Source organism: Vibrio sp. 10N.261.46.A3 (assembly GCF_041472995.1).
Taxonomy (GTDB): Bacteria; Pseudomonadota; Gammaproteobacteria; order Enterobacterales; family Vibrionaceae; genus Vibrio; species Vibrio coralliirubri.
In genome coordinates, this window is the sequence record NZ_JBFRRH010000046.1 from 1 (window position 1) to 22,025 (window position 22,025).

Consider the following 22,025-nt stretch of genomic DNA (forward strand, 5'->3'; position numbering starts at 1 on the left):
AACGGGTTGGAGTCACCACCCTATTTTCCAGCTTAGTTGACGTTGTTGGTTCATTTTTCGTTCCTGATTTTAATATAAACTCCTTCTTCCCAACGGCTTTATAGGAAGTCTATATGCAACACGCTAATGCCATGTGTTGCGAATCAAGATTGGAAGAGCATTTCAGCTTATGACAAGTTTTTTAGGGAGATTAAATTTTAGAGTATGTAATTCAAAGTTTACAAAAATTCTCATTGACCAAATTGTTTTTATAAAATCTAATTTTATTATTTATCGTAAACATATGAAGGGTAGGGGGTTATTAAAATCCGGTTTGTTTGAATCTATAGAATAAATTTATCTACGTTAATGTCGCTATTTGTCTGTTTTTATCTTAATTACAAATGAGTGAATAAGCGATTTTTTGGAAGTGGGGTATTATTTTTATTATCAATAGTAAACTTGTTTTAACAAAACCTTCCAGAGAAGTTATCAAGTTTTCTTCATTTGGCTTTGTTAGGCAGAACTAAACTCTAAATTTACTTGTTCAATCACCAATCAAGAGTAATAAGTTATTGTTATAAGTAAAGTAAGTCGATTAAAATAAGCGCCATAAGAACTCAACAGAAAACTCTGTATTTAAATACAGAGTTTTCTGTTTAATAGCTGTTATGTTTATTTGTTGTACATCATTCTGTATGGTGGTAAAGTTTTCAAAGTCTAGATTTTAATGGTGATGTCATGGTTTTTAGTGAAAGCGTATTTATCACGCAGTTTAATTTTAAAAAAATTATACCAAAACAGTTTCCAGATGGTATGTATAAAAGTGTTGAGGACTTAATCCAGTACACAAAGATTAAGAAGATATTTAATGATGATGAATTGCATCAATTCGTCAGATTATGGTCAATACTTGAGAACCCAGAATTTCTCGTACAGCATTATGTCAACTCAGTCGATAAGAGTCGCCCTGAGGCTTATAACAGTTATCATTCAGACAAGAGTTGTATTGAGCTCAGCAAGAGTTATCTCGACTACACGATTAACCATACTAACCGGAATGTTAGGGAGTCTGTTAGCTCAAAAATAAGGTATGCGTTTCGTGACTACACATATGGTAGTAACAGCTCTACACGGTTACGATTTGATTTTAAAGAGCAAAGAATAGTTCGCATTGATGAAGATGGTGTCGAATATACCCAAGGTTTTATTCCAACTGATTTATATAATGAAGTAACCCGTATAAATAATCAGCATGGGAATATTTTAGGGCACCTATTTGATATAATTCGTAATAGTGGGATGTTCTCCTATCAAAACCTTTCATTGGATAGCGTCGAGGCTACCATTGATGAGTTATTGGAAAGTAGTGAAAAGTTTAGAAATTCTGACGAATTCATCCAACGGAAGATAGAGAATATTACATATGCGGATATAAATACTTTGAAGCGTAAAGTGGGTGAAAAGGAAAAGGTATGGGTAGGAAGTTATAAAGAACCTCTATCTAATCTTATCCAGAATTATTATTGGATTAAGTTTAATCCTAGTTTGTCGGTCGAAAAGTCAGTGCTCGATAGCTTAGGTTTTAAATCTTGTCGCCGATGCATGCAAAACGTTGGAGCCAAAGCATAACAAGCGACTTTGGCGTCAATGACTAATTTTTGGCTGTGTTTTCATCGAACATGGAAGGGGCACGTTTCACGGAGGAAACATGACAAGCGACCAACTATTAGAAAAGGCACTTTATAGTAGTGCCAGCATCCATCAACCTCATTCTTTAAAAGCCTATTTGGCTTCGAATCACCTTAATGATTATTTCGGCATAACAGACAATGTGTGGCTTAAAACGTGTGAGCTGATAGACCAAACTGAGATTGAAGTTTTAGGTGAGTACTCTGCAACGCTGCAAGCGCCAAAGTTTACGGATTTTCGTATTCACAGGATATTGGATAATGGGGTATACCCGGCGGCGTATGCTGCTTTAATGCAGTGGCATGAGAATAAGGGCTTTCAAGATATATTCTCGCATTACGTTTCGCAGGCTTCTCAAACAAGCGAATACCTTTCCCACAATGTGACTATCTTATTGGCGCTGAATCGTGTTTACCGTGAGTTAGAGCCATCTCAAGTTCCAGCATTCCTTAACCGTTTCACTGAATTTGTCACATCGACTCGTTCTGACGGCGAACGAAGCACTGACATAAGCCAAGTCGTAGAGCTCAATAGCGTATTACAAGCATGCTTCAAACAGTTTGGTTTCTTTGGGCATAACCTAATTACGCTTACGTGGATAATGCGTTGCAAGGAAGAGTTGCCGAAAGAGCACTATGACGCAATGCTTTCTAATCTTTATCGACAGGCCAATAGCCCTTTGGAAGATCCTGACGATGAGATTGATCAAGCTATCTTAGCGCAGTGCCAAAGCTCAGATAATTCAGATGAGCTCTATGACAATATCCACCGATTGGTTTTTGGGTATACATTGAATCTACACCAGATAACGTTAGCGGATGCATTGTGTTTTCTTCACGAACGATTCCCTGAACATGCAGCAAAACTAAAATGTGTCGCAGAGTATCAGTGTCGTTTGTTAGAACAGTAAATCTAGAGATAGAGCTACTCCGTTTCGTGGGGTTCTTAGTCGATACGACAAGTTTCAGGCAACCCTAACCCAGTGAGCTTGTTCTACGTTTTTATCAGAGGTGGCCCTCAATTTATGGACATGACTAGAAACGTAGAAACCACTCTCCTGAATTTAATTTCAACAGTAAATGACACACAAACGTAGAGGTAGCGCACAGAATCGAAAACGGGGATATCGCGATTACGTAATCATTGATCTAGCCGATAGTGAGATAGTGATAAGAGGTCGATAATTCGTTGTCGGATCTAAATTAGAGCTGTAAATCTAATTTCTAAGTAGTTGTTATCTCAGGAAGAGTTTTTGTGCTATGCGCCCCTATATTAAATACATTATCCCAATTTTAATTCCTTTCATTATCCTCGTAATGCCGCTATCAGCGTTTCCATTTGAAGGCCTTACGATCATTCAACAACGCGTTATTGCGATCTTTTTATTAGCGGCATTGTGCTGGGTGTTCGAGCCTATCCCGATTTACGCGACGTCTGTTGTTATTATCGTTCTGCAATTGTTGATGTTGTCGGATAAAGGGCTGATCTTTTTAAGGTTTGAGCATGGGGAGGAACATTTTGGTGAGTTGTTAAAATACAGCGATATCATGGCGACATTCGCCAGCCCAATCATCATGCTGTTTTTGGGTGGTTTTTTCTTAGCGATGGCCGCCACTAAATATCGATTAGACGTAAACTTAGCGCGCGTGTTGTTGAAGCCGTTTGGACAAGACCCAAAGTTTGTGATGCTCGGCTTAATGTTGATCACTGGTATCTTTTCGATGTTTATGTCTAACACGGCAACAACGGCAATGATGCTCTCTATTTTAACGCCGGTATTGGCTGTGTTTGGTCCGAAAGACCCCGGTCGTGTAGCGTTTGCGCTTTGTATCCCTGTTGCCGCTAACATCGGTGGCATTGGTACCCCGATCGGCACCCCCCCGAACGCTATCGCACTTAAATATTTAGTTGGCGATAACCTCATTACGTTCGGCGAATGGATGGCATTTGGTGTGCCGTTTGTCGTTATTATGATGGCGTTAGCGTGGTTTTTAATCGGCTTTATGTACAAAGCTGACCAAAAGAAAATCGAACTAAGTATTAAAGGTAAATTCCTTAAAACGCCAAAAGCCATTGCGGTGTACGTCACTTTTGCGCTGACCATCATTCTTTGGTTAATGGGTTCAAGCCATGGCATGAACTCTTATACCGTCGCTCTGATTCCTGTCGCTGTGTTCTCACTCACAGGGATCATCAATAAAGAAGACCTGAAAAAGATTTCTTGGGACGTACTGTGGCTTGTATCAGGTGGTATCGCGCTTGGTTTAGCTCTCGATAAAACTGGCTTAGCAAGGCTCGTGGTACACAGCATTCCGTTTGATGCTTACTCACCCTATGTGGTGTTGTTCGGAGCGGCGTTCTTGTGTTTGCTAATGGCAAACTTTATGTCTCATACCGCAACGGCCAACTTGTTAATGCCAATTATGGCTGCATTGGGTTCGTCTATGGCTTCACTCACGCCACTAGGCGGTGAGATAACGTTAATTCTGGTTGTGACCTTTGCCGCTTCATTAGGTATGTCGCTGCCAATCAGTACACCACCGAATGCGTTGGCTCATGCCACGGGTCATGTGCAAAGTAATCAAATGGCCAGAATCGGTATTATTTTGGGTGTGGTTGGTGTGCTACTGAGTTTTGTTATGGTGTGGCTGCTACATTCAATTGGTCACATAGGATAACGATACGTGTATCAACATAAGTTAGAAGCACTTATCGAGCGCTATTTTAACCAAACAGAACGTCGGGTGACGTGCCGTGCCGGTAACACCATTATTGAACAATCAGCGTTAAACACACGTTTATATTATGTGTTTAGTGGAGAACTGGAAGGGTTTTATACCGATGCGAATACACCGCAAGTGCGAGTATTTAGCGCGGGTAGTGGGGCTTTTATAGGCGTTCATAGCTTCTTTTCAGGTAATTGGACAGCATCTTCAACGGTTGTTGCTAAAACCGATGTTGAGTTAGCGTGGATCGATAAAGACACGCCAGCAGAAGATGAACGTAAATTTGGTCCTCTTACCGCACAGTTCACACCTGTGATTGTCAATGAGTTGTCGCGTCGTCAACGCCGCGCAACACAAGAAGCGATAGCGAAACAAAAAGCGCTAGAGAAGTTACATACTGCTGAGCAAATGACGACTTTGGGTCAATTAGCTGCAGGGATTGCTCATGAACTTAACAACGCTATTGGTGTAGTAAATAGTAAATCTGGTCGACTTGAAACGGTCATCATGGATCTGCTTGAAGAAGTGCATCCTGAAGCCAGTCAATTTTTCGATTTTGGGTTAATGCATGGTCAGAAAACGTCGTCGTCAGAAGCACGAACACGTGGGCGACAATTTGAAAGAAAATATGGTTTAGACAAAAACATTGCTCGCTCTCTTGCAAAGGCGATTCCAATTGACGCTTTATCTGCAACAGACGTTATTTCAAAACATTGGCTGAAAAACCCAGAAGAAGCGATTCGTTTTTGGCAGATGGGCTGTGATTTACATGATTTACGTTTGGCATCTAGACACACCGTCGGCATCGTAAAATCGGTTAAGCAACTTGGCAGAACGGATATCGACACGGAAGAAGCGGTTGATATTAACGACTCCATTAACCATGCCTTATCCTTGTTACAAAGTGAGTTACGTAGAGTGTCTGTACGATTGAGCCCTGCGGATTTACCGTCTTTTAAAGGCTCGAAAACAGAGCTCGTTCAGATTTGGGTCAACATTGTAAAGAATGCTTGTGATGCAATGTCGAATTCAGACGATGCCACAATAGAAATTCAAACCAGATTAAGTAAGAAAAGAATATTAGTTACGATCACGAATAACGGCCCTGAGATAGACGAGGCGACTCGTAGAAAGATATTTCAGCCCAACTTCACCACTAAAAAAGGTGGTTTATCGTTTGGATTGGGCTTGGGTTTATCAGTAGTTAAGCGGATTGTGGCGGGTTATGGCGGAAGTATCATTGTGAAAAGTGATGCTTCTAAAACTGTATTTAGAATCAAGTTACCAATAGAGGGTGAACATGGAGAAGCTTAATTTAATCTGTGTCGATGACCAGAGAGAAGTACTGAGCGCAGTGATACAAGATTTAGAGCCGTTGGCGAGTTGGCTGAATATTGAAGATTGTGAATCAGCGCAAGAAGTGCTTGATCTCATTGATGAACTTGACGCAGAAGGTGAACACATTACCGTCATCGTGTCTGATCATGTGATGCCAGGGAAAACGGGTGTGGAGTTACTCACTGAAGTGTTCCATGACAGCCGCTTTCCGAATACAAAGAAAATTCTTCTTACGGGGCAGGCCACTCATACTGATACCATCAATGCGATTAATGCAGCAGGCATCGACCGTTACTTTGAAAAGCCTTGGCAAGCAAGCACATTGGTTGAGTGCATTCGTACTCTGGTCACTGAGTACATATTTGATCAAGGGCTTGATTACACGGACTATCAGAATGAGCTCGACCAGCAGGTTGTGTTGAGACGCTTACGCTAGTTTCTTATGTTAGCGACTTACATTATTCATTAGTGTAAGTCGCTTGAAATTCTATGCACGAAGGACGCTTTCTGAAGGGTTTTTCTTTGAAAGATGTAATCTTTCGGTGCTTATTTTACCTACCTCTTTTAGTCGTTCAGGTTTTAGTACTCAGTTATTAACACACAGGTTGCTGACTTAAGTCTAAAACTCATACGCCAACGCTAGCGGATGCATTGTGTTTTTTTCACGAACGATTCCCTGAACATGCAGCAGAACTAAAATGTGTCGCAGAGTATCAGTGTCGTTTGTTGGAAAAGTAAGTCGAAAGTATTCAAATGTGATTCCTCACCCGTGGTATGTGGAGTTCTAAGCCAGATCGGTACTTACAACGTAAAGGACTAGGCTTTTCACAGCTTACTGCGTAATAATGCATTCGCCCACAAGTGGGGGGTTATAGTCAGTAGGATTTGAAAATGAGTGAGATTGCTCGCTTTATATCTGGTGAAGCGCCAGATAAATTTGGTCGAAATATAGAACAGTTATTGGCTTACAATCATTTTTGGTTGGAGCATGACCATAAGTACATTCAAGTGTTCTTCCCAATAGGTGAGGGGACTAAGTTTAATCAACATGCCCCGTTGGTTACTCAAGAAGATAGGGCGCTTTTTGCTAATTCAGAAGCGCTTCGCACCGCTCATCTACAAGTGCTTGACCTAATGCTTGAGTTTTGGGGTATGCAGCGGAACGGGAGTGAAATATCTTCATCGTTACCACTTAGTCCGGCTAATCACGTATGGTTAAAGAATCATGACCATAACCAGCTAAGGTTAACGCGAGCCATTCGCAGTTTATACTTGTTGGGGAATGAAGAGGTCGCAGCTCGGTTATGTGAGTTTCTAGTATCAGCGGCGACCGAGACAGGCTCGGTGTCGGAGAAAACCGTTCAGTATTGGCGCAATGCCCTAGAAGGCTAGGCTTTTATGTGCAGAGCTTTCAGCACTGCACACAATTGATTCTCAATGCGCGGCATTTTCGTATGATGCCGCTTTCTCTATATTCAACATTTGAATGCAATTTGTGGAATATATCAAAATTAATTAAATTGATAGTAAGTTATTAATTTTCATTATGTTAGGGTTCTTTTCTTAAGGTCAGCGGATTAGGAAGAGGCTAATGAAAAAGGGATTTGTGATAGCGATATCAATCGGCTTTGTCGTCTTCTTCCTCGTTGGTCGTGAACTCCAGTGGTTCGGGTCCAGTAATTCCGAGTCGTTTCCTAAACTTCCTGATAGTCCCCAATTTGTTCCTTCTACCGATTTCGACGGTGAGTGGCTAGGCCGCCGTATTAACACCACTGGCAATAATATGTGTGAACGCACAACCATCACCGGAACCATTCGTGAGGGTAAGGCTACCCTAAGGCTTACCTACAACGGAACACCGTTAGAGGGCTGGGTGACGGAAAACGGCGACTTACGTTTATATGCTAAACATCGTCAATGGGATTATCGTTTTTCCGCATATGGCAGTGGCAGTAGATTTGATGGCCGATGGCACTTAACCAATGGCCCGTGCCAAGGACGTTGGTTTATAGAAAAGGTCGATGGCAAGTAGGGCTGTTACTACAAGACACCGTTTAAAATTGACCAGCATAAGGTTCTTTTAGGAGAGATAAGTGATCAGATTAATCGCCGTGTTCATTGTGGCTTTCGGGCTAGGCGCATATGCGAGCTTACATGTTTTGACAGACTATGTTGTGAGCATTAAAGACAGTCATAAAGCTGCGGTGCGGCAAGGTTTTGAAACATATAAATATGCAAATACAAAAGACCTTGCCCCATTAATTAAAACATCGAACTTGTTAGCTCGTTATAGTGCTTGTGAATTAGAGGGAGATGAAGGCGATGCGATTGCATTAGCCCTGTCTATTAATGCTATTTCCTTTGGGATGTTATCGAAGCAAGCTTCTGACCTCGATCAAGACACCTTTAGGACTGGTTTGATGATGTACGGAAAACTCAAAGACAACGAGAAAGCGTCTGCTCAGTTAACTGAAATACTTACTGCGTACTGTAAAGATAGTCTTCGCTATCTATACGACTGTGAAAAACTTTCTAATTTGTTAGGCGAAGAATGGGATAAACAATGGGAGGAAGTGAAACCAGAATGTACCTAAAAGTGATTCAACATATGCGGCATTTTGCTATGCCGTATTCAGATGTGATTTGAAAAATGGACAAAATATGGAAGTAAGGCTGGTCAAAGGTTCAGACCCTAAGTTCGCAGAGCAGATCACCAAAACGAATATGGCGAGTTACTACGATGCGCGTGGCATCGCTTGGGGTCATAGCCAGTTTTTACGTAGCTGGGATGAACTGGATAACTATGAAATTTATGTGGGGGATAGCCGTATTGGTGTTGTTCGCTTCAGTTACGCCAGTGGTACAACGTTTCTTAGGGACTTGCAGATATTAGCTGACTATCAAGGTCGAGGTTTTGGCTCTAAGTGTCTCGATTTAGCTATTAAACATGCGAACAATCAAGCATCCACTCAGTTAGTGTTGCGCGTGTTCAGTGAGAATCCCGCGATTAAGCTTTATCAATCAAAAGGTTTTACTGAGTTGTCTGAAGTGAAAGGGCTCGTTGAAATGGAGCTGCCTTTAGGGTCATCATTGAGAGAGTGTCATGGATAACCGTATCCAATTAAATTTTGTTAAATACTTATTTTCAGAGTTACTGTTTATTATTATTGCACTAGGTTTTGTCTATTGGATATCAGGCGGTGATCGTTCATCGCTGCTAACCATAGGGCTGATAATTTGTGTTCCTCCATTAATAAAAATTCTAATGTTGTGTTGGAAGCTTCGAGATAGCTCATTTGAAATCATGAACGGTCATGTACGTTTAAATGGCGTTGCTTGCGATGTGACTTTACAGCGCAGCTTTCTTCCGTTTGACATTGGATCATTCATCAAGCTTTCATACACGAAAGGTGCAATGCAGAAGCATAATATTTACCTTTCTAAAGGCTCTATGAGCCAAGAAGAGTGGCAGCGTGTGTTAGCGTGTCGAACATAGTTCCACTGCTTTAGTTTGTGTTGTGCGTCAGTTTGTATTTCGGATTTGGTTCGTGTGCTAGTATCGCCTTTTTTGTACCGAGCGATCTTATGACCAACGATCATTTCAAAGGCAAATATGAGGTTGAGCTGAAGTATCGACTTAGCTCTAAGTCTGAGTTCTTGAAAACTTTGAACCTAATTCCTCATGAAGTAATGCTGCAAGACAATCAGGAATGTGATTGGTATTTTGATAGCCCTGATAGAAGCTTACAGGCTCAGAACAAAAGCTTGTGTATTCGTACTATGGAGCCGTCGGGCATCAAATTATGGATCGTAAAAGGCCCTGAGTCTGATAGATGTGAAGCGACAAACATCACCGATGCGTCGAATGCTAAGAGCATGCTAGAAAACCTGGGATACGAAGTGATTCTTGAAGCGCAAAAAACTCGCAGTATCTATTTTGTTGGAGAGTTCCATATCACGGTTGATTCTCTTGCAGGTATCGGTGATTTTGCTGAATTTGCAATCATGACGGACGATGAGTCTAAGTTGTCTGTGTATAAAAGTGAGCTTGAGTTGTTAGCCAATAAATTCGGGCTGACTCAATCGGCACTGCAAACTCAGTCTTACAAACAGATGTTCGAGGAAATGAACGCATAGCACAGCGCTCAAGCGTCAGGGAGAGTTATGGACACCATTATCAAACAAGCCATCGAATTGCGAAAAGAAGAAAAGTACCAAGAGTCGCGTGACTTGTTGGCAACGCTACTCACTGATGAAAACTATGCAGCGAAAGCTCATTTACAGATTGCGTGGTCTTACGACAACCAAGGCAAAGAGCAACAGGCAATTGATCACTATGTGCTGTCTCTGTCTGGCGTGCTTTCTTCAGTAGAGCGCTTTGATGCGTTGTTCGGTTTGGCGAGTACTTATCGAAGCCTTGGCCTTTATGCAGAGGCTTTAGGCTATTTCGAACAGACTATGACTGAGTATCCTGACTCGATAGAAGTGAAGCCTTTCTACGCGATGTGTTTGTACAATTTAGGTCGCCATAAAGAGGCGACATCGCTGTTACTTGAGTTGCTAGTTTCTACGACCAATAGTGAGGCGATTAAAGAGTACCAACGAGCGATCTCTTTATATGCTCAAGACCTAGATAAAACCTGGTAAACAGCGCGTAAAGCTCCTTAACTCACATAACAAAAAGCCTAAGCATCGATGTGATACTTAGGCTTCAGGTCATAGTTTTTGTTCGTTAGGGAAGCGTTACGCTGAAAGCTCTTTACGAACGATCTCTGTGCCAGCACTTAGCGCATTCAGCTTAGCTGAAGCAATGTCGCGAGGTAGGGGAGCCATACCGCAATTGGTGCAAGGGTAGAGCTTGTCTGCATCAACGTACTTAAGTGTTTCACGTAGAGTGCTAGCCACTTCTTCCGGTGTTTCAATCGAGTCGGTTGCCACATCGATTGCACCGACCATCACTTTCTTACCTCGTACCAGTTCAAGTAGCTCAAGAGGTACATGAGAGTTGTGACACTCTAAAGAGATAATATCGATATTCGATTGCTGCAGCTTAGGAAATACTTCTTCGTATTGGCGCCATTCAGTGCCTAAGGTCTTTTTCCAATCCGTATTCGCTTTAATGCCGTAGCCATAACAGATATGCACTGCCGTTTCACACTTAAGCCCTTCAATGGCTCTTTCCAAACAAGCGATACCCCAATCATTCACTTCATCAAAGAACACGTTAAATGCGGGCTCATCGAACTGAATAATATCCACGCCTGCCGCTTCAAGTTCTTTGGCTTCTTCGTTGAGGATCTTGGCAAATTCCCACGCCAGTTTTTCACGGCTTTGGTAATGCGCATCGTAAAGTGTATCTATCATCGTCATAGGCCCCGGCAGAGCCCATTTAATCGGTTGATCCGTTTGCTGACGTAAGAACTTTGCATCTTCAACAAACACGGATTTTTGGCGAGAAACAGGGCCAACCACTGTAGGCACACTGGCATCGTAACGGTCGCGAATTTTAACGGTTTCACGCTTTTCAAAATCAACGCCATTCAGATGTTCAATGAAGGTCGTTACAAAGTGCTGACGTGTTTGTTCGCCATCACTCACAATATCAATGCCGGCTTGCTGTTGCTCGTGCAGAGAGACACGCAGCGCATCTTGTTTGCCGTCTGTGAGTTCATCGCCTTGCAGTTTCCATGGCGACCAAAGCGTCTCTGGTTGTGCAAGCCAAGATGGTTTCGGCAAGCTGCCCGCTGTTGAAGTCGGTAATAGTGTTTTCATAATAATACTGCCTATCCTTGGGTGGTTTGAGAGCGCAATAGACGATTAAAGTGCGTAATTTGCCGACCAGTTCTCTAGAACTGATTGGTATGGCTTAATGAACTTCTCTTCTGCGAATTTACCTTGTTCAACAGCTAGCTGGCTTCGTTCTTCACGGTCATACACGATTTGAGTCAGCGAGTGATCCAAGTTTTTCAAGTTTGGTTGGTAACAGTTGCCCGCAACCGCGTTCGCGTTGTAAATCTCAGGTCGGTAGATTTTCTGGAACGTACCCATGGTGCTGATGGTGCTGATAAGCTCTAGGTTAGAGTAATCGTTCAGCAGATCACCAAAGAAATAGAAAGCCAAAGGTGCAACACTGTTTGGCGGCATGAAATAACGAACCTGTAAGCCCATCTTCTTAAAATATTGCTCAGTTAAAGAAGACTCATTCGGTTGGTATTCAAAACCTAATACAGGGTGTTGGTTTTCAGTGCGGTAATAGGTTTTATTATCTGACACGCTTAAGCAAATAACAGGTGGTTTATTAAAGTTCTTTTTGTAAGCGTCAGAGTTAACGAAATATTTAAAAAGCTTACCGTGTAAATCACCAAAATCTTCTGGAATGCTGAATTTATCTTGGCCTTTATTATGATCCAATAGACGTACGCTAAAGTCATAATCTCGAACATAAGAAGAGAAGTTATTTCCGATAATGCCTTCAATACGCTCGTTAGTTTTACGGTCTACAATATTGGTTTTCAGCACTTCAATTGAAGGGAATGCTTCGCCGTTGCTTTCAATGTCCATATCAACAGAAATGATTTCAAGCTCAACAGAGTAACGGTCGCCCTTAGGGTTGTCCCAATGTGCTAAAGCATTGAAACTGTTGTCTATCATTTGTAGTGCATTACGTAAGTTCGCTTGGCGGCTGTCACCGCGAGCCAGGTTAGCAAAGTTGGTTGTGATGCGCGTGCTGTCTGAAGGCTGGTAGTTTTCGTCGAGGCTAATGCTCTTAATCGTAAAATTAAATTCTTTATTCATGCTGATTTGGTATCCCAATTTGTTTTCTGATTCTCTCGGTCTTTAGTATTAAAACGGCTTTTATTTTTTGCTTGTGACCGGATTAAGAATCGAAGGCTATGCTGTCTGAAATTAATTCTTAGTAGAATTAATGTCGTATAAAGTTAATCGCTTAAGGTTTTTATACGTGGATAGGTTGACCATTAACAATGGTATTACTTCACATTCAACATGAGGAATATTCATGATCTATTCTGTTTGAATATTTAAGTCGGTGTCAGTTATATTAATTAGCTTGATGGAAATATAACCACATTAATGGTGTGTTATTTAAGACGATTAATTTAATTAAGAGATGGATGAAATGAGTGAATTGCTGTTGTTGATTTTCTACTGTGCGTTACTGGGCAGTGGTGTTGGGTTTCTAGCCGGTTTGTTAGGTATTGGCGGAGGGCTGATCATTGTTCCTGTGTTAAGCAGCATTTTACTGTATTTAGAAGTTCTACCGTCTGACCAAGTTGTTGTCGCGGCGATTGCAACCTCGTTGGCATCAATACTTTTCACCTCTACTTCTTCTGCACTTGCTCACCATAAGAATGGCAACGTGCCTTGGGATCTGGCGCCTTGGATCATGCTCGGTGTTGCTCTGGGTGCATTGGTTAGTGGTTTTATGGCGGCGTTGTTACCGGAAAAAGTCGTTCGTATTGTGTTTGCCGTGAGTGTGGTTCTTATTGCGATCAAGATGTTCTTAAGCAGCAAAAATGATGCGCCTAAGGAACGAAAACTGCCTAACAAAGGTGTGCTCACTGTGCTGACAACCATTACGGGCGGCTTATCTGCCATGATAGGGATTGGTGGCGGTGCATTGCTGGTTCCGCTATTAACGTTCTTCTCTGTTGATATGAAAAAGGCCATCGGTTGTGCGTCGGCTTGTGGCATTGTGATCGCGTTGTTTGGCTCGATAGGCTACATCAGTTCAGGCAGCAGCCACTTTGCTCTATCAGACGGTTTTGCTGGCTTTGTTTATCTGCCTGCGCTGCTGGGTATTGTGTGCACCTCTTGGTTTACGGCTCCGTTGGGCGCAAAAGCCACCAACCATTTACCGGTTCCAACGATTAAGAAAATCTTCTCAATACTGCTGGTGGTTATCGCAGCAAGCATGGTGGCGCGTTAATTAAAGGCCGCCCTCTGGCCTGTAACTGATTCAGTTTCTTTATCAATTAGACATTTAGGTGCGAGAAAACGCATGTAAGTGTCTAATTGCGATCTGAGTCTATCAATCGCCGTATTAACGCCTTTTAATGCATCATGGCTCATAATAAGATTGTTCGCGTTTTATAAATATTCAAATGTGGTCAAATACTTACCTAAAGGAGCAAGTGATGGCACGAGAAATCTCATTCAAGAACAACGGCACACATTGGAACGTTGTTCTATCAATGACGATAAGTTACGTGATCGTATCTTTAGCGATTAACTTCTTTTATCACACTGAACTCCAGTTTTTCCCTTTCGTTACTTCAATCATCATCATGGTTGCTTTCTACGCTCTCGCCTCAAGATTCACTAAAAGCAATCTATCTTTAGTAGGTGAAGACGTACATCTACATGGTATTAAAGCGGACTTAGTAATCAAAAACTCTGTCTTTGCGCGACAGTATATTCAAGTTAAATCTCTGACTCAAAAGGGCTATTACAAGGTGAATGTTCGCAAAGGCCAGGTAGAGAAGTCTGATTGGGAAATGTTGTTGACCAAGGCTTCTCTGCAAAACGTTTAACGTTAACGCTTAATGGAAAGTACTCATATCAGTATCTTCTATCAACATGATTATATTGATAAAACATTGTTATTTAACCCAATTCACTGCTATAGCTAAATGTATCTTGTTTGATTCAACGGAATGCTATCAATGAGTCGCTTATGGATCCTTTAACGCAGGGCGTGTTAGGCGCTTCTTTGTCACAATCGGCCAGCAAAAAACAACATTTGGTTGTTGCTGGGGTATTAGGGCTGCTCTCTGGGTTAGCGCCAGATTTAGATGCACTGATTAAGTCTCAAAGTGACCCTTTGTTGGCTTTGGAATTTCATCGACAGTTTACCCATTCACTCTTCTTTATTCCCATTGGCAGTTTGATCTGTGCCTTGGTTCTGCATCATCTGATTGCAAAAAGACGTGGGCTTACTTTCAAACAAAGTTGGCTGTTTTGTGCTCTGGGTTATGGCACTCATGCACTGTTAGACGCTTGTACCACTTATGGTACGCAGTTACTTTGGCCTTTCACCAACGCGCGTTTTGCTTGGAACACTATATCAATCATCGATCCTGTTTATACGCTTCCCATCTTAATTTTACTTGTGTGTGCAACGTTGAAACGAGCGCCTTGGCTCGCGCGTGTCGCGTTTGCTTGGGCGCTAATTTATCCAACATTAGGGATGATTCAACGAGACAGGGCAGAGGTGGTTGGGTGGCAATTAGCGCAAGAAAGGCAACACACACCGATTCGATTAGAGGCAAAACCGAGCTTCGCTAATATCTTGGTTTGGAAAGTGGTGTACGAAACAGAGGCTCATTATCATGTAGACGCAGTACGGGTTGGTTCATCGGTAAGCACGTATCCCGGAGAGTCGATCGTTAAGCTGAACGTTGGCAGGGATTTACCTTGGCTTGACCCTGACTCTCAACAAGCCAAAGACATTGAACGTTTCCGCTGGTTTTCAAATGGTTATATTGCTCAGGACCCAACAGACGAGCTGCGTATTATCGATGTCCGATATTCAATTGTACCGAATCAAATGAAAGCACTATGGAGCATCAAGCTATCAAAAGCAGTTGATGCAAACACGCATGTAAGATACGAAACTCATAGAGACAACACACCTGAGTCGAGACAGATCTTCTTCGATATGCTTACTGGCGATAAATGAGCTAGTTTTAAACAGTAAAAAGGCTGAGTCAGATAATCTGCTCAGCCTTTTTTATTCCTTTATTTAACAGGTCGATGTTACATTGATTTACATCGCATATATTAATAAAACCCATAATGATTACATTTATAAATGTGATGTATACCTCCATTAATTTTTTGATTACTTTCTAAGCTTAGTTGGTTTTTACCCAATTAAACAGAAGGTTATATGATAAATAGAATAATAACACTAAGTGGTGTTGCATTACTTTGTTCAGCGAGTGTGCATGCGCAAATGCAAAATGGAAGTTTCGAAAACTGGGAAGGAAACGTACCATCTGGTTGGAGTGTGATTGACTCCGGCATTGCACTTTCGCTCTCTACCGACCCTGTAAATAATGGCAGTTTCTCAGCACAAGTTACAGTGAATACAAGTACTCAAAGTAATACCGACTTTCTTCAAACGATACGTGTTGAACAAGGGAAAACTTATGATTTCTCTGTCGATGTTTACCACACGGAAGGCAACGTGAAAGCTCGACTTTTTGTTGATGGCTATTTAGGTTACTCGAATAATGGTTTAACGAATCAGTGGCAAGCATTGACTCACTCGTACAGCGCTACGAGCACTAAAGATATCGTTGTGGGCGTACGATTTTATGATGATGCAGGTTTTGATGGTTCGGAAGTGGTGTATTTAGATAACTTTCAGCCTACGGAGACTCCACCAACACAAAGCTGCAGTAACACAAGTGCCGCACTCACGCTAGTGACGGATAACTATGGTTCTGAAACCAGTTGGTCTCTCAAAAACTCAGTTTCTCAAACTCTTTATTCTGGTTCAGATTATAAAAATAACACCATCAATGAAGTGGAAATGTGTTTAGCGGATGGTAGCTACACCCTAGAAGTCTCAGACTCTTATGGCGATGGAATGTGCTGCAGTGTGGGGAATGGTTCATATAGTTTGTCGGTAAACGGAACCGTTGTGGCATCTGGTAGTGATTTCCAAGCAAGTCAGAGTACAGAATTTACGATTGGTGACTCAAATACACCACCAACTGAACCACCAGTTTTAGGTGAGTATTACAAAGACGCTGAAGGCAAAGTGGGCTTTGCGTTAAAAACGGCCTTATATCAAATTATTGATAATCATAGTAGTCAGGGTTACACCGCTATTTGGACGTTGGTGTCTGAGGCTGACCTAGACGCATACTATGACACTGATGGGTCGATTCTCGATATGTATTCGGAGAAACCTTCAGGCTTAGATTCAATCCAATTTACTAAGGTGGCCGATCAATGTGGTCAATACAGAAAAGAAGGTGATTGCTACAATCGTGAGCACTCATTCCCGAAAAGCTGGTTTGGTGGGAAAGTCGAACCAATGAACTCTGACGGTCACCATTTATTTGCCACTGATGGCTACGTTAACTCGAAACGTAGTAATTGGCCATTTGGTGAGGTGAGTAGCGCGACATACACATCAAGCAATGGTTCTAAGTTAGGCAGTGCAGCGAACTCTCTTGGTTATGTGGGTACGGTGTTTGAGCCAATTGATGAGTTTAAAGGTGATTTTGCAAGAGCATATTTCTACATGGCAACACGCTATGAAAATGAAATCGCTAATTGGGAAGGGAACTCTACAAGCTCTAATGCCGTTCTGGATGGAACCAATACAACTGTTTTTGAACCTTGGCTACTTACTATGCTAAAGCGTTGGCATTCTCAAGATCCAGTAAGCCAAAAAGAAATCGACCGAAATAAGGCGGTACATGATTTTCAAGGGAATCGTAATCCGTTTATTGACCATCCAGAGTTTGTAAGCCAAATCTGGGGAAATTAATCGGAATATAACCGCCATGACAATGGTTTAATGATTATTGAACTGAGCCCAATCCTTTGTTTGGGCTTTTTTATTGATAGGCATTAGAGAGCATGATTTAAAATATTTGAAAAAGCATATTGTCATGAAGGTCACGTATACTTGTCAGTGATCTGCACCATCAATACTGGACGCTAAGTTAAGCGACTTTCCATACCTTTAGTTATCTCTGAATTGTTGATTTAGGGGAAGCTGTAGCTCATTTATGCCCCATTCCTTGCCAGAGTGTTTCTCCTACTCACTTTAAAGGCCAGATGTTTGGCCTACTTTTCCTCGTGCTTAAAATTCCCAATATATGGTCGAATGTGCTAATCCACTACGGACTAAATGTTTAATTTTTATCGAAAGGACAAATTATCTAAATAGGATGCTCGACTACAAGTCAGATAAGATGTGGTGGCTAAGTAAATTGGGCCGCTTGAACGGAGATTTGCAATATCTGTAATTATTCGTAAGAGGGTTTCGAGACAAGAATCTTCAAGACTGAAGACGACTCCCAATTTGGAAAAAGTTTTTACGAATTTATACACGAAGGCCACAGTGTTGCAACTACTACTGCTTGGGTATGAATGGCGAGTGCTTACTTCAACACCAACGGAGTTTTGGACAATTCTGCTACCACCTTCGTCATGTTTGATTGAATTAACAAATTCTTAGTAAGGGATTGAACGTTCTCAAGGATGGGCGTTCTTAATACGGTTCAAAAACAATGTCCTTGAAAGAATCAATTCTGGCAGTAATCGTTGCAAACTCAGGTGATTAGCCTCTACGGTTAAATGTCACCCACAATTAAAATGCTCATATCCATATCGTTTGATATCAATCAATCTAATATTAGGGTGTTAATGATAGTTTCCGCGTTGATATTTACGGTTGGCTTTTTTCAGGTTGGATGACAAAGGAACCTAAGGTGGAGTTAGCTCAAAAGTGAACTCTAAATTGTAATCGCGCTGTAAGGGGTAAGCCTCTTTCTTTCTAGGCGGTTATGCCAGCAGTTCTCTTATTAATTGTACGCCTGTACTGGGTACATAATCCGACCGATTCTTAACATGTAAGACTTTATTAATGAATATTACAACTCTTCGCAATGACCTAGGTGTAGCTGGCAAAGTTACTCTTTCCAAAACCGCGTACCCAATTGAAGCATTGCTAAAAGTAGCATATGACTTCACTGGCGAATTCTACGTATATATTGGTGAGAACGGTGAGAACTACGAAGTGAACATCGCTTTTGCTGATAACCGTAATCCATCTGCAGATGATGTGGTTTCTGCGTGTGGTCGCTTCATGAATGAGGTTTGCGACCAAGCAGTTCGCCAGATTGTACTAAAAGAAACTGGTGCTATTCGTGAAGCTATCGTATCCGCTGCGTTCGCTGAAGCATCTAAGGGCATCTATAACAAACCAACTCAAGTACCTGGCGTTAATGACAAGTACAAAGATGATCCGCTAAATATCTTGGCTCAGAAAGGTTAGTTATGAGTTTCACACTATCTCTGGCAACTTGCGACATGTCAGCTATCAGCGACGCACGCAAAGCCTTTAAAGAGCACACTAAGGTTGATGTTCTGAAGAACCAAGGCACTGTATCTCTTGATTTCCAAGTGAACCAGGAATACGGCCCTGAAGAAAAGCAACAAGTAATTGGCTCTTTTCTTAACTACATTCTACAAGCTACCGCTATTAAAAAGTTAAGTATCGAACATGAGTAAGTTCTTACCACTATCCGAATTCACCGATGCGGAAAGTTACCGCTTGATGCCTTTCAAGCTATCACGCTTCTCGGAAACAGAGCACCTTATAAGTAATGACTTTGGTGAATGGACGATCCTAAGCAACGAAGCGGTACAAGCATTGGTTAACAACCGACTGGCCCCAACATCAAAGCTTTACCGCGAACTGAAATCGAAGCACTTCATTTACAGCGGTGACATAACGCTAGGTATGGAAATCTTGGCATCTAAGCTAAAGACCAAGAAAGACTTTATTGTCGGTTTCAGCAAACTTCACATCTTCTGTATGACGCTACGTTGTAACCATAGCTGCTCTTACTGCCAGGTTAGCCGTAAGACAGAGAATGCGGACAAAGGTTGCTACGACATGAGTGATGAGGTTCTTGAACGCTCTATCGACATCATGCTGCAGAGTCCATCTATGTCCGTCACTATGGAATTCCAAGGCGGTGAATCTCTACTAGCTTTGAACCAGGTTAAGAAGGCTGTACTACTGGCTAAAGAAAAGAATGAGAACGTAGGTAAAGAAATCGTATTTGTTATCTGCACGAATCTTACGAACGTTACTCACGAAGACCTTGAATTCTTCAAAGAGCATAACGTAGAAATCTCTACTTCCCTTGATGGTCATGCTGCGCTACACAACCTGAACCGTCCTACGTCGGGCGGCAATAGCTACGAAAAAGTGATCCGTAGCTTTGATATGGTTCGTGAGATGTATGGTGAACTTCGCTTGTCTGCACTTATGACGACAACCAAAGAATCACTCAATTACCCGAAAGAGATTATTGACGAGTACGTTCGCCAAGGCCTACACCAAGTCTTTATCCGTGAACTTAACCCGTACGGTTTCGCGGAGAAAGCAGCGCGTAAGATCGGCTACACAACTGATGAATTCCTACAGTTCTACAAGGAAATGTTGGATTATATCATTGAAATAAATAAGAAAGGCATTCCTTTTGAAGAGTGTTTCGCTGGTCTAATTCTGCGCAAGCTTATGACACCTTGGAGCATTGGGTTTGTTGATCTGCAGAGCCCAACAGGAACCGGCTTCAACGTAACGCTGTACAACTACAACGGTAAGGTTTACCCAAGCGATGAATCCCGCATGATGGCCGAAACTGGCGATGATACTTTCTGCTTAGGCAATGTCTTGACAGATAGCTACGAGCAGTTGTTCTTTGGTGAGCCAATGCAACTAATCGCGTCAGCAGCTTTGAACGAAGCATTGCCAGCTTGTAGCGATTGTGCATACGCACCATTTTGTGGTTCGGAGCCGGTTCGTCGCCTGCAGACTCAAGGTGATGTGGTTGGCCACCGTCCAACTGATTCATATTGCTACCGTAACAAAGCTATCATCCAGCACATTATTAACTTGTGGCTGAATGGTGATGCAGAAACAAAAGCAATCATGTTGCGTTGGATGCGAGGTTAATTGTGGAAAAGTTCAAAGTAGCGCTGAAGTCGGAGACGACTGGTATCCAGGGCGAACAACTAGGTTTAGCTGTATGCTCATGGTCTGACGATTATCAGGGCAAAAACGTAATGTACTACTACAAAGGTGGTGAGCTAGAGCAAACGATGTTGGAGAAGGCTTCCCTTATTGTTACCAAACAACCAGTAGGCGAAGTTAGTTTACCAGTGGTCAAGATTGATTACGATTACTTGGTAGAAGGTTCAGTACTGCAGATCGCACCAAGTGGTAAAATCCGCGTAATGTTTAACCCAGAGTCGGACAACAATGCGCTGTTCGTTACGGACGCGTGTAATAACTATTGTGTTATGTGTCCGCAACCACCTAAGCCGGTCTCAATCGAGCACTGTACTGATTACTTGTTAGAGATTATATCTCTGATTCGTGAATGCGATGCACCAGAATCACTTGGGATCACTGGCGGTGAGCCGACAATGATTCGCGAAGGCTTGATCGAGGTGATTAGCAAAGCATCAGAGAAATTTCCTGAAACAGTTATCCAACTGCTATCAAATGGCCGTTTCTTTGCTTACCGCGACTACACGAAAGAGCTGGGCGCTACGACTAAGAAATTGTTCGTAGGTATCCCGCTGTTCGGTGCAACTTCAGATATCCACGATTACATTGTTCAAGCCAAAGGTGCATTTGAGCAAACTATCAATGGTATTTATGAGTGTAAGCGCCAAGGCATCGAAGTAGAATTGCGCGTCGTTCTTCACAAACATACTGTAGAAGAGTTGGACCTATTAGTTGAGTTTATTCATCGCAACTTACCATTCGTGAACCACGTAGCCCTAATGGGGATGGAGAACATGGGTTTTGCGAAGATGAACTACAAAGATTTGTGGATCGATCCGGTTGAGTATAAAGCAAAGCTATCCCGTGTGGTTGGGATGCTAACTCTGTTTGGTATGAACGTGTCTGTCTTCAACCTACCGTTTTGCCTTGTCGATCCATCAATTTGGAATCATTGCCGTCAAAGTATTAGTGATTTCAAAACTGCGTACCACCCATCTTGTGAGTTGTGCAGTATGAAGTCGGAATGTGCCGGTTTCTTCTCATCAACAAACGAAAAGTTCTTGTTAACAGATACCATTAATATCGTGCCAGTGGAGGCATAATGAAACTACCATCTCTGAAGAAAAGTGGTGATAAATCACCTATTCGTAAAATCAAAACTCTAGTTACCGGCGTTCTAGCAGCTACACTATCTTTCGGCGCTGCAGCAGCTCCAGCAAGTGCACCAATCAGTGACGCTAGCTCTATCCTATCTACTCTGCAAGTAGAAGGCCAAGCTCGTGTGATCAACCTAGCTCCAACGGAAGGTGAGAACCTACTAGCGGCACATTACAGCCACCGTTCTCACTCTAGCCATAGCTCACACCGTTCACACAGTTCCCATAGCTCGCACAGCAGTCACTATTCATACGTGTTATAACAACAGGAATACTGGTAGAAGGGGTTGAGGTCCAACGGAGCGGCTCTGTACGCCAAGAAAGTTAATTATCTGATATATA

Annotated in this window: 23 protein-coding genes; 21 read left to right on the forward strand and 2 right to left on the reverse strand. The window is 42.1% G+C overall.

The window, feature by feature from the left end:
• The first annotated feature begins 720 nt into the window (after positions 1–720).
• The 12 genes from AB4484_RS12030 to AB4484_RS12085 all read left to right on the forward strand — a co-directional run bounded on the left by AB4484_RS12030 (position 721) and on the right by AB4484_RS12085 (position 10,382).
• Positions 721–1,611, forward strand: coding sequence for a hypothetical protein (locus AB4484_RS12030; RefSeq protein ID WP_372078360.1), 891 nt, complete (start codon positions 721–723; stop codon positions 1,609–1,611).
• A gap of 79 nt (positions 1,612–1,690) precedes the next feature.
• Positions 1,691–2,581 (forward strand): hypothetical protein, encoded by an 891-nt coding sequence (locus tag AB4484_RS12035; protein ID WP_372078361.1) that lies wholly within the window; start codon positions 1,691–1,693, stop codon positions 2,579–2,581.
• Positions 2,582–2,930: 349 nt separating this feature from the next.
• Positions 2,931–4,349, forward strand: coding sequence for a DASS family sodium-coupled anion symporter (locus AB4484_RS12040; RefSeq protein WP_048613999.1), 1,419 nt, complete (start codon positions 2,931–2,933; stop codon positions 4,347–4,349).
• Positions 4,350–4,355: 6 nt separating this feature from the next.
• On the forward strand, positions 4,356–5,711 hold the full coding sequence (locus AB4484_RS12045; protein ID WP_372078363.1) for an ATP-binding protein: 1,356 nt from the start codon (positions 4,356–4,358) through the stop codon (positions 5,709–5,711).
• On the forward strand, positions 5,698–6,171 hold the full coding sequence (locus tag AB4484_RS12050) for a response regulator (protein WP_017070648.1): 474 nt from the start codon (positions 5,698–5,700) through the stop codon (positions 6,169–6,171). The genes AB4484_RS12045 and AB4484_RS12050 overlap by 14 nt, the downstream gene beginning before the upstream one ends.
• Positions 6,172–6,626: 455 nt before the next feature.
• Positions 6,627–7,127, forward strand: a complete 501-nt coding sequence (locus AB4484_RS12055; RefSeq protein WP_372078365.1) for an opioid growth factor receptor-related protein — start codon at positions 6,627–6,629, stop codon at positions 7,125–7,127.
• A 199-nt stretch (positions 7,128–7,326) separates the two neighbouring features.
• Positions 7,327–7,767, forward strand: a complete 441-nt coding sequence (locus AB4484_RS12060; RefSeq protein ID WP_372078367.1) for a hypothetical protein — start codon at positions 7,327–7,329, stop codon at positions 7,765–7,767.
• Between the two features lie 61 nt (positions 7,768–7,828).
• The gene (locus AB4484_RS12065; RefSeq protein WP_372078370.1) at positions 7,829–8,329 is read left to right on the forward strand and encodes a hypothetical protein; all 501 of its coding nucleotides are present in this window, start codon (positions 7,829–7,831) and stop codon (positions 8,327–8,329) included.
• Positions 8,330–8,396: 67 nt separating this feature from the next.
• Positions 8,397–8,846 carry a GNAT family N-acetyltransferase gene (locus AB4484_RS12070; RefSeq protein WP_372078371.1) on the forward strand — a complete coding sequence of 150 codons (450 nt, stop codon included), beginning with the start codon at positions 8,397–8,399 and terminating at the stop codon, positions 8,844–8,846.
• Positions 8,839–9,231: a hypothetical protein gene (locus tag AB4484_RS12075; protein ID WP_372078373.1), complete on the forward strand. Its 393-nt coding sequence runs from the start codon at positions 8,839–8,841 to the stop codon at positions 9,229–9,231. The genes AB4484_RS12070 and AB4484_RS12075 overlap by 8 nt, the downstream gene beginning before the upstream one ends.
• Before the next feature lie 89 nt (positions 9,232–9,320).
• On the forward strand, positions 9,321–9,872 hold the full coding sequence (gene cyaB / locus AB4484_RS12080) for a class IV adenylate cyclase (RefSeq protein ID WP_372078374.1): 552 nt from the start codon (positions 9,321–9,323) through the stop codon (positions 9,870–9,872).
• Positions 9,873–9,899: 27 nt separating this feature from the next.
• Positions 9,900–10,382, forward strand: a complete 483-nt coding sequence (locus AB4484_RS12085; RefSeq protein ID WP_248639815.1) for a tetratricopeptide repeat protein — start codon at positions 9,900–9,902, stop codon at positions 10,380–10,382.
• 96 nt (positions 10,383–10,478) lie between these two features.
• Here AB4484_RS12085 and AB4484_RS12090 read toward each other — a convergent pair whose 3' ends face one another.
• On the reverse strand, positions 10,479–11,507 hold the full coding sequence (locus tag AB4484_RS12090) for a methionine synthase (protein WP_248639824.1): 1,029 nt from the start codon (positions 11,505–11,507) through the stop codon (positions 10,479–10,481).
• A gap of 45 nt (positions 11,508–11,552) precedes the next feature.
• A complete protein-coding gene (locus AB4484_RS12095) occupies positions 11,553–12,530 on the reverse strand; it encodes a DUF1852 domain-containing protein (protein WP_248639826.1) in 978 nt (325 codons plus the stop codon).
• A 343-nt stretch (positions 12,531–12,873) separates the two neighbouring features.
• Between AB4484_RS12095 and AB4484_RS12100 the strand changes: the two genes are divergently transcribed.
• The 9 genes from AB4484_RS12100 (at position 12,874) to AB4484_RS12140 (ending at position 21,946) form a co-directional block, all read left to right on the forward strand.
• Positions 12,874–13,683, forward strand: a complete 810-nt coding sequence (locus AB4484_RS12100) for a sulfite exporter TauE/SafE family protein (RefSeq protein ID WP_248639829.1) — start codon at positions 12,874–12,876, stop codon at positions 13,681–13,683.
• Positions 13,684–13,858: 175 nt separating this feature from the next.
• Positions 13,859–14,287 carry a hypothetical protein gene (locus AB4484_RS12105; RefSeq protein ID WP_349237799.1) on the forward strand — a complete coding sequence of 143 codons (429 nt, stop codon included), beginning with the start codon at positions 13,859–13,861 and terminating at the stop codon, positions 14,285–14,287.
• 143 nt (positions 14,288–14,430) lie between these two features.
• Complete coding sequence (locus AB4484_RS12110) at positions 14,431–15,435, forward strand: metal-dependent hydrolase (protein WP_248639835.1); 1,005 nt, start codon at positions 14,431–14,433, stop codon at positions 15,433–15,435.
• A gap of 210 nt (positions 15,436–15,645) precedes the next feature.
• Positions 15,646–17,262: an endonuclease gene (locus tag AB4484_RS12115; RefSeq protein WP_372078378.1), complete on the forward strand. Its 1,617-nt coding sequence runs from the start codon at positions 15,646–15,648 to the stop codon at positions 17,260–17,262.
• A 1,104-nt stretch (positions 17,263–18,366) separates the two neighbouring features.
• A complete protein-coding gene (hxsD, locus tag AB4484_RS12120) occupies positions 18,367–18,777 on the forward strand; it encodes a His-Xaa-Ser system protein HxsD (protein ID WP_372078380.1) in 411 nt (136 codons plus the stop codon).
• A 2-nt stretch (positions 18,778–18,779) separates the two neighbouring features.
• On the forward strand, positions 18,780–19,013 hold the full coding sequence (locus AB4484_RS12125; RefSeq protein WP_081229376.1) for a hypothetical protein: 234 nt from the start codon (positions 18,780–18,782) through the stop codon (positions 19,011–19,013).
• On the forward strand, positions 19,006–20,469 hold the full coding sequence (gene hxsB, locus AB4484_RS12130; protein ID WP_081229377.1) for a His-Xaa-Ser system radical SAM maturase HxsB: 1,464 nt from the start codon (positions 19,006–19,008) through the stop codon (positions 20,467–20,469). Before AB4484_RS12125 ends, hxsB begins: the two co-directional genes overlap by 8 nt.
• Positions 20,470–20,471: 2 nt before the next feature.
• Positions 20,472–21,629, forward strand: coding sequence for a His-Xaa-Ser system radical SAM maturase HxsC (hxsC, locus tag AB4484_RS12135; protein WP_372078381.1), 1,158 nt, complete (start codon positions 20,472–20,474; stop codon positions 21,627–21,629).
• Positions 21,629–21,946: a hypothetical protein gene (locus tag AB4484_RS12140; RefSeq protein WP_081229379.1), complete on the forward strand. Its 318-nt coding sequence runs from the start codon at positions 21,629–21,631 to the stop codon at positions 21,944–21,946. Before hxsC ends, AB4484_RS12140 begins: the two co-directional genes overlap by 1 nt.
• Positions 21,947–22,025 lie beyond the last annotated feature (79 nt).